This is a genomic window from Vibrio sp. 10N.261.51.A3 (genome assembly GCF_041471965.1).
Taxonomy (GTDB): Bacteria; Pseudomonadota; Gammaproteobacteria; order Enterobacterales; family Vibrionaceae; genus Vibrio; species Vibrio crassostreae_C.
The window spans coordinates 40,130-47,326 of the sequence record NZ_JBFRPK010000107.1 but is presented as its reverse complement, the minus strand read 5'-3'; the positions used below and the strand labels follow the sequence as shown (position 1 = coordinate 47,326).

5 protein-coding genes are annotated in these 7,197 nt (G+C 44.2%); 2 read left to right on the top strand and 3 right to left on the bottom strand.

From position 1 onward, the window contains the following. Positions 1-46: 46 nt before the first annotated feature. Positions 47-2,329: an acyl-CoA dehydrogenase gene (locus AB4371_RS21205; RefSeq protein ID WP_372150619.1), complete on the bottom strand. Its 2,283-nt coding sequence runs from the start codon at positions 2,327-2,329 to the stop codon at positions 47-49. Positions 2,330-2,384: 55 nt separating this feature from the next. After that, complete coding sequence (locus tag AB4371_RS21200; RefSeq protein WP_052878168.1) at positions 2,385-3,014, bottom strand: TetR/AcrR family transcriptional regulator; 630 nt, start codon at positions 3,012-3,014, stop codon at positions 2,385-2,387. A 756-nt stretch (positions 3,015-3,770) separates the two neighbouring features. Here AB4371_RS21200 and AB4371_RS21195 point away from each other — a divergent pair. Both AB4371_RS21195 and AB4371_RS21190 read left to right on the top strand, forming a co-directional pair. Continuing rightward, the gene (locus AB4371_RS21195; RefSeq protein WP_372150618.1) at positions 3,771-5,078 is read left to right on the top strand and encodes a TolC family outer membrane protein; all 1,308 of its coding nucleotides are present in this window, start codon (positions 3,771-3,773) and stop codon (positions 5,076-5,078) included. Beyond that, a complete protein-coding gene (locus tag AB4371_RS21190; protein WP_136978082.1) occupies positions 5,078-5,689 on the top strand; it encodes an OmpA family protein in 612 nt (203 codons plus the stop codon). Before AB4371_RS21195 ends, AB4371_RS21190 begins: the two co-directional genes overlap by 1 nt. A gap of 275 nt (positions 5,690-5,964) precedes the next feature. Here the strand turns inward: AB4371_RS21190 and nhaA are convergent, their stop codons facing one another. Further along, positions 5,965-7,128: a Na+/H+ antiporter NhaA gene (gene nhaA / locus AB4371_RS21185; RefSeq protein WP_372150617.1), complete on the bottom strand. Its 1,164-nt coding sequence runs from the start codon at positions 7,126-7,128 to the stop codon at positions 5,965-5,967. Positions 7,129-7,197 lie beyond the last annotated feature (69 nt).

Below are 7,197 nucleotides of genomic sequence, written 5' to 3'. Positions count from 1 at the left end.
GTGTATAAGAGACAGCCTTATTAGGTGCCTTTTGTCATTTCTTTATCTAAGCAACGCTATTTAGCTTAGGTTTTAACTCTTTTCGCGTCAAAGTTTCACTGTAATCATGACTGAAGTGGTCAACTTGAATCGCTGCGTAGCGAAGTTTGTCTGCTGCAATGATTTGGTCAACTTCGTCTTGAGTAAGAACATCTGCCGCCAGTGCTTGAGCAAGTTTATCTTGCAATAGACCTTTACGAGCCACTTTGCCCTCTTTCACTGCTTTGAAGATCTTACGTTCGAGAGGCTTGATGCTGTACATCGCATTGAACGCGTTCTCCATTAGGCCAACACTGTCCTCTTCTTCCTTACCGATGTAGCAAAGGTGAGTCAGACGTTCACGGTGTGCGCCCGGAGTCATCAAGCTTTCTGCTAGTTGCACTGTTAGGTTGTCACTTGGTTTTTCGAAGTGGTTACCGACAGGGAAAACTAGACCTTTAAGTACTTTACCTACCATCTTGTTCGGGAAGTTTCTGTACGCTTCTTGTAGCGATTTAGCCGCGTTATGGAAACAGTGTTGAACCGCGTAGTGTACGTAGTCTAGGTCAGCTTGTTGACGACCTTCATCTTCATACTTCTTAAGCGCTGCAGACGCCATGTATAGGTAACTTAGACCATCACCTAGACGTGCAGAGATAAGCTCTTTACGTTTCAGTTCGCCACCTAGTGTAAGCATTGCGAAATCCGCACTCACTGCAAGCGCACGGCTCAAGCGAGTTAAGTCTTGGTAGTAAGGCTTCGTTGGACCGCTCATATCCGCTTTAATGAACTTAGAGCCTGTCAATGCCGCACCGAACGCACCAAACGTGTTCTTAGTTGCGTGAGAGATATGCTTGAACAACAAGTTATCGAAATCCTTCGCACCTTGCTTCTCATCTAGGTTTGCTGCCGCTTCCATTTCGCTTAGCACGTATGGGTGACAACGTGTCGCACCTTGACCGAAGATCATCAGGTTGCGAGTTAAGATGTTCGCACCTTCTACTGTGATAGCAACTGGAATACCTAGGTAAGGCGCAGCTAAGTAGTTCATTGGACCATCTTGAATTGCACGACCAGAGTGGATATCCATTGAATCATTCAGGATAGTACGCGCCATTTCTGTCATGTGATATTTCGCGATAGCCGTAACGATACCCGGCTTCTCTTTCATATCGAGTGAAGTAGTTGTTAGTGTACGAGTCGCTTCTAGTAGATACGTTAAGCCACCAATACGACCTAAACTCTCTGCAACTCCTTCAAACTTACCAATCGACATACCGAACTGCTTACGAACATAAGCGTATGCGCCGGTCGTTTTCGCCGTTAGGTGGCCCATCGCCGTGCCAAGTGCGGGTAATGAGATACCTCGACCTGCAGACAGACATTCCACCAGCATACGCCAGCCTTTACCTGCGTAATCGGCACCACCGATTAACCATTCCATAGGAATAAATACATCGTGACCGCGTGTTGGACCATTCATAAACGCAAGACCAAGTGGGTCATGACGCTCACCAATCACAACACCTTCGTGGTCAGCCGGGATTAGCGCACAAGTGATGCCAATGTCTTCTTTGTCACCCAGTAGCTTTTCTGGATCGTGCAGTTTGAAAGCCAGACCAAGTACCGTCGCCACTGGTGCTAGTGTAATGTAGCGTTTGTTCCAGTTAAGCTTGATACCTAGCGTCTCTTTACCTTCGTGCATGCCCATGCACACAGTACCGACATCAGGGATACCACCCGCATCAGAACCCGCTTCTGGGCCTGTTAGTGCGAAACATGGGATATCTGTACCGTCAGCAAGACGAGGTAGCCAGTAGTCTTTTTGGTCTTGAGTGCCGTAGTGAGACAGCAGCTCACCAGGACCAAGAGAGTTTGGAACCATTACTGAAACCGCAGTACTGATACTGCGAGTCGCAATCTTAGTTACGATAGTTGAGTTAGCGTGTGCTGAGAATTCACGACCGCCATACTCTTTCGCAATAATTAGCGAAAAGAAACGCTCTTTGCGTAAGAAGTTCCACACCTCTTCAGGAAGGTCTCGATCTTCTTTTACAATTTGGTGGTCATCAAGCATAGCGAGCAAGGTTTCAAGCTCATTATCCATGAACGATTGCTCTTCTGCTGTCAGCTGAGGTTTTGGGTATTGATGCAGCTTAGTGAAATCTGGTTTACCAGAAAACAGCTCTCCGTCCCACCACACGCTACCCGCTTCCATCGCTTCTTTCTCGGTGCTAGATAGTGGTGGTAGTACTTTTTTAAAGAGTTTAAAAGCTGGGTCACTTACCCATTTTTGTCTTAGAGAGCTCATAGTTCAGATCCTTTTGTTCACTATATTGGTTGTGAATGTTTCGCTTTTTATTGTTTTATTCTTCTGCTGACATGCCTGCGGCTAAATATGGAATAAGAATATCGACCACTGCCTTAGCATCTATCTTTCTGCCATAGTCATTCTCTGCAATTTCTACCAGAGCCTGACTTGATGCCATGGTGAATACACAAGTCCCTAGGGTGAAGTGTAATCGCCAAAATAACTGTTCTTGAGTGAGGTTCGGATTCGCCTTCATTACAGATGTCGTAAACAAAGAAAGTACTTCGCTGTAGCGAGTAGTAATGAACCAACGCAAGTGTCCTTGCACATCCGTATAGCCTCTGCCGATAAGTAACATGAATCGGCTTGTACCATTTGGCCTAACATCATTAAGTGCTCTTAGTGGCTGTCTCAACGACTCAAACACGTCACTCATAGAATACGTTTCGTTCAAGTTTAAGTTCACTAATGCATCTTGCAGTGCTGGCATAAATGCTTCTAAGTAACGATTGAGTACCGCACGAACCAGAGTCTTCTTATCGCCAAAGTGATAGTTCACTGAAGCTAAGTTGACATTCGCTTTACTCGTAATCGTACGTAAAGAGGTGTCATTAAAACCGTGCTCAGCAAATAAGCCTTCAGCCACATCTAAGATTTTGTCTTTGGTTGTACTTCTTGGTGCCATTTCAATCACTCGTATTAAACAACTGTTTGAAATATACGCTTAGTACATTTATTTAACAAGCAAGCAACATCACATTTTCACAAATTGGTCGTACCAGTTAATAAAACTCAGCACTAACCGATTGAATCGCTGTGTGTTTACAAAAAAAGAAAAAAATAATGAATTTTCTTGGAACTGAAATGGAAATGGAGAGTCCTAAATTAGGTAGAAAACAGCGTATTTAGAAGTTTAACAGGCCGTCAAACTTGTTCTTCTCACTGCTTTCTTAATTACTGCATTTTCCTTATTAACTCCTATACTTGTATCCGCCCAAACCACGTTGGTTTGGGCTTTTTTTTTGTGTGTTGTTTAGGGTGAAACCTTACTTACCCTTCTTCACAGCTACAGCTACAAACTAAACAGCGCGATCGATTCTTTTTATATTGTCATTTTTTACTAAAAATCGAACTACCACGCTTGGCACATTGCTATCACTGAGATACGTATTTCAAACAACCTCCTAACCAACGTTTACCAATCTCTGCCCAAGCCGAATTCTAGCCTAGCATTTATTTTCAACACATCTACTCGAAGCTTGCCACCTGTCACAACTGATAAATTAATCAATAGCGATAGAGACTTACATTCGAAATAAAGCCAACAAACTTAGCAATTTCTAGCAGATGTCCTAAGCTTCGTTTAATACCCTTCTCAATTAAGTAGTTAAACGCTTGTTGGGAAGCGGCGGGAGCTTTTAAAAGTAGAAGGAGACCTACTTTGAGACTGTTGAAATTACCTATTATGTGTTGCTTAGTTATTGCAGCTCCACTCTCTGCTCAAACTTTAGAACAGGCCGTAGCCATTACCTTGGCTACAAACCCTGAGATAAAGAGTATCTTTAATGAGTTTGTGAGTGTACGGAAACGAAATGACGCCGCAGGTGGTGCTTATAGACCTAGTATCGACGTGGATGCTGGTATTGGTTACGAAGGCATAAACCCTGCACCAAATAACGGCCCCGATACCGATCTCACAAGAAAGGAAGCGACGATTTCCCTCACTCAGTTGCTGTGGGATGGTTCATCGACTCTCAATGATATTGATCGTACTGCCGCAGAAGCAGAATCGGTTCGTTTGCAATTGCTCGCGGATGCCGAAGACAAAGCGCTAGAGGTCACACAGATCTACTTAGACGCAGTCAAAGCAACTGAAGTTTTAGCCCTTTCGGAAAGTAACCTCGCTATCCACAAGAAAATCTATAAAGACATCAAAAAGCGTGCAGTCTCAGGCATAGGCTCAACCGCAGATGTATCTCAGGTAGAAGCAAGGATTGCAAAAGCTCACGGCAACTTATTAGCCGCACAGAACAACCTAATTGATACCCACACCCAATTTAGAAGAATAGTGGGTCAAGAACCGCTTGGCTTAGTCTACCCAAGAGCCGATATTTCTATGATTCCTCTGTCATTATCAGACGCGCTTGTTGATGCTCTGGACCAACACCCAGTCATCAAAGTCGCGACTGCAGATGTCGATTCGGCGCACTTCCAGTACAAACAATCAAAAGGGGTTAACTACCCTACTTTCTCTATCGAGGCATCTCAATCATGGCGCGATGATGCGGGAGGCGATGAAGGTTCGAGCCAAGAGACGTTGGCAATGTTAAGAATGCGATACAACCTCTACAACGGTGGTACCGATAGTGCTAATTCAGAAGCTGCAGCTTACCAACTTAATAAAGCGAAGGATCTAAGAGATCGTGCTTATCGACAAGTGGAAGAAGGCCTTCGCCTATCTTGGAGTGCATTGGATCTGACGTTGCAACAAAAGAACTTCTTGTCTGATCACGTGGATTCGGCGTCAGAAACCGTTATCGCTTATGAGAAACAATATCGAATCGGCAAACGTACGCTACTTGATCTGCTTAACACTGAAAACGAATTGTTTGAAGCCCGCAAAGATTACTTAGATGCGCATTACTCTGAACAGTACGCTAAATACCGTGTAATGAACGCGACAGGCTCTCTATTGAACGCTCTACTGGTCGACATTCCAGACGAGTGGACAACGGCAGTGGAGTATTAATGATGAAGAGACCTTATTTATTACTTTCCGCATTAACGATAACGCTATGTGCATGCTCTAGCCAAAATGAAGAGCCCTACATAGAAACGCCAGAAGCGGAGCAAATTTCTGACCTGCAAGACGATGATAACGATGGTGTGGTCAATGCACGAGATACCTGTCCTGGCACACCAGAGTCGTCTCTGGTAGACAACGAAGGCTGTGGAGAGACGGTTAGCTCGCAAGAAGTCAGACGGCTGAACATCCTTTTCGCCAATGACTCCTATGAAGTTAACCCTATCTTCTCAGATCAAATCACTACCATGGCTGAGTTCTTAGAAACCTACCAAAGTGCATCGATAGAAATTCAAGGTTACGCCAGTAAAGTCGGCGCGAGTGAATACAACTTAGAGTTATCAAAGAAGCGCGCTCACCACGTTGAAGATGAATTATTGTCGAATGGTATAGACCCGAGCCGAGTAAGAGTTGTCGGTTACGGTGAAAACCGCTTAGAGAGCGATGGCAACGATGCTACTTCTCATGCACTGAACCGTCGAGTAACAGCAACGGTTGTCGGGCTGAATGAGCAGATCGTCGAGGAGTGGACCATATTTACCACGCTAGAAAAATAACATGACACTGTCACTCTGGTCATCCAAAACGATCCGCAATTCATGCCGATCAAAATAATGAGTTGAATCTAGGAGTTTTAGATCATCAATAACTAACCAAACTAAAAATACTAGCAGTTAGGATCAATAAAGCCGAGATAGGAAACCCTATCACGGCTTTTTTGTTCTTTGCTGTCACATGAATCGGGGAGGATGATTCTGTGACTCGTCTTGCTACTCAGAAGTTGACTTGTTACTCAGTGAGTAGGCTCCCTATTAAGCGAGCCGACTACCGATTATAGTTTTACTTCTTGATGCTTAGTTTTCGGTAGAGAAATACTTAGCAGGAAGTAACCTAAGATAGCTGCAGTCGTTGAGCCCATCAGGATACCTAATCGAGCAAGCGTATCAAACTCTACATTCGTTGGGCCAAATGCTAGTGATGAAATAAAGATAGACATTGTAAAACCAATACCACACAGGACAGATACTGCGAAGATGTTCATAAAGTTCACACCTTCAGGGAGCTTAGCAACACCCAATTTCACCGCACCCCAGCTGAATACAAAGATACCAAGAGGCTTACCAATCAATAGACCCATAGCGATACCAAGCGGTAGCATACCTGTTAGGCTTGAGATTGAGATACCTTCCAATGAAATACCTGCGTTTGCAAAAGCAAAGACTGGCAAGATTGCAAAAGCGACGTATGGGTGCAGAGCATGTTCTAGATGCTTCAGCGGAGAATGTTCACCTTTATTGCCTTTCAGTGGGATAGCAAAACCAATCACTACACCAGCCAGCGTTGCATGAACACCAGACTTCAATACTGCAAACCACAGAATTGCACCAACAATGAGATACACACTCAGCTTAGTTACATGCTTGTTGTTTAGCATGAACAGCACACCAGTTGCGATGAAACCAACCGTTAACGCAAGCGTTGATAGGTCGCCTGAGTAGAACAGTGCAATGATAACAACAACGCCAAGGTCATCGATAATTGCTAAAGCCAATAGGAACACCTTCAAGCTAACCGGTACACGGTTACCAAGAAGAGCCATAATACCCAATGCGAATGCGATATCAGTCGCTGCTGGGATAGCCCAACCTTGAAGCGCTTCAGGGTTACTTGAATTAAATAGCACGTAAATAAGTGCAGGAGCTAGCATACCACCCACAGCTGCGATAGCTGGGAAGATTGCTGTCTCTTTAGACTTTAATGCGCCTTCTAAAAGTTCGCGCTTAACTTCTAAGCCGATTAGAAGGAAGAAGACAGCCATTAAGCCATCGTTAATCCAGTGAGACACAGACATACCAAGAACGTAACTGTGAAGTACACCTTGGTACATTTCGTTCAGTGGTGAGTTTGCTACAAACATTGCGATCGCCGCAGCGATGACTAGTATGATGCCGCCAGCAGATTCCATTTTAAAGAAGTCACGGATGACGTCGGTCATGATTTCGCCCTTATATTTATTATTTAAATAAACGAATAACAAAGAATAACCACGAGTTTATATCCAAGT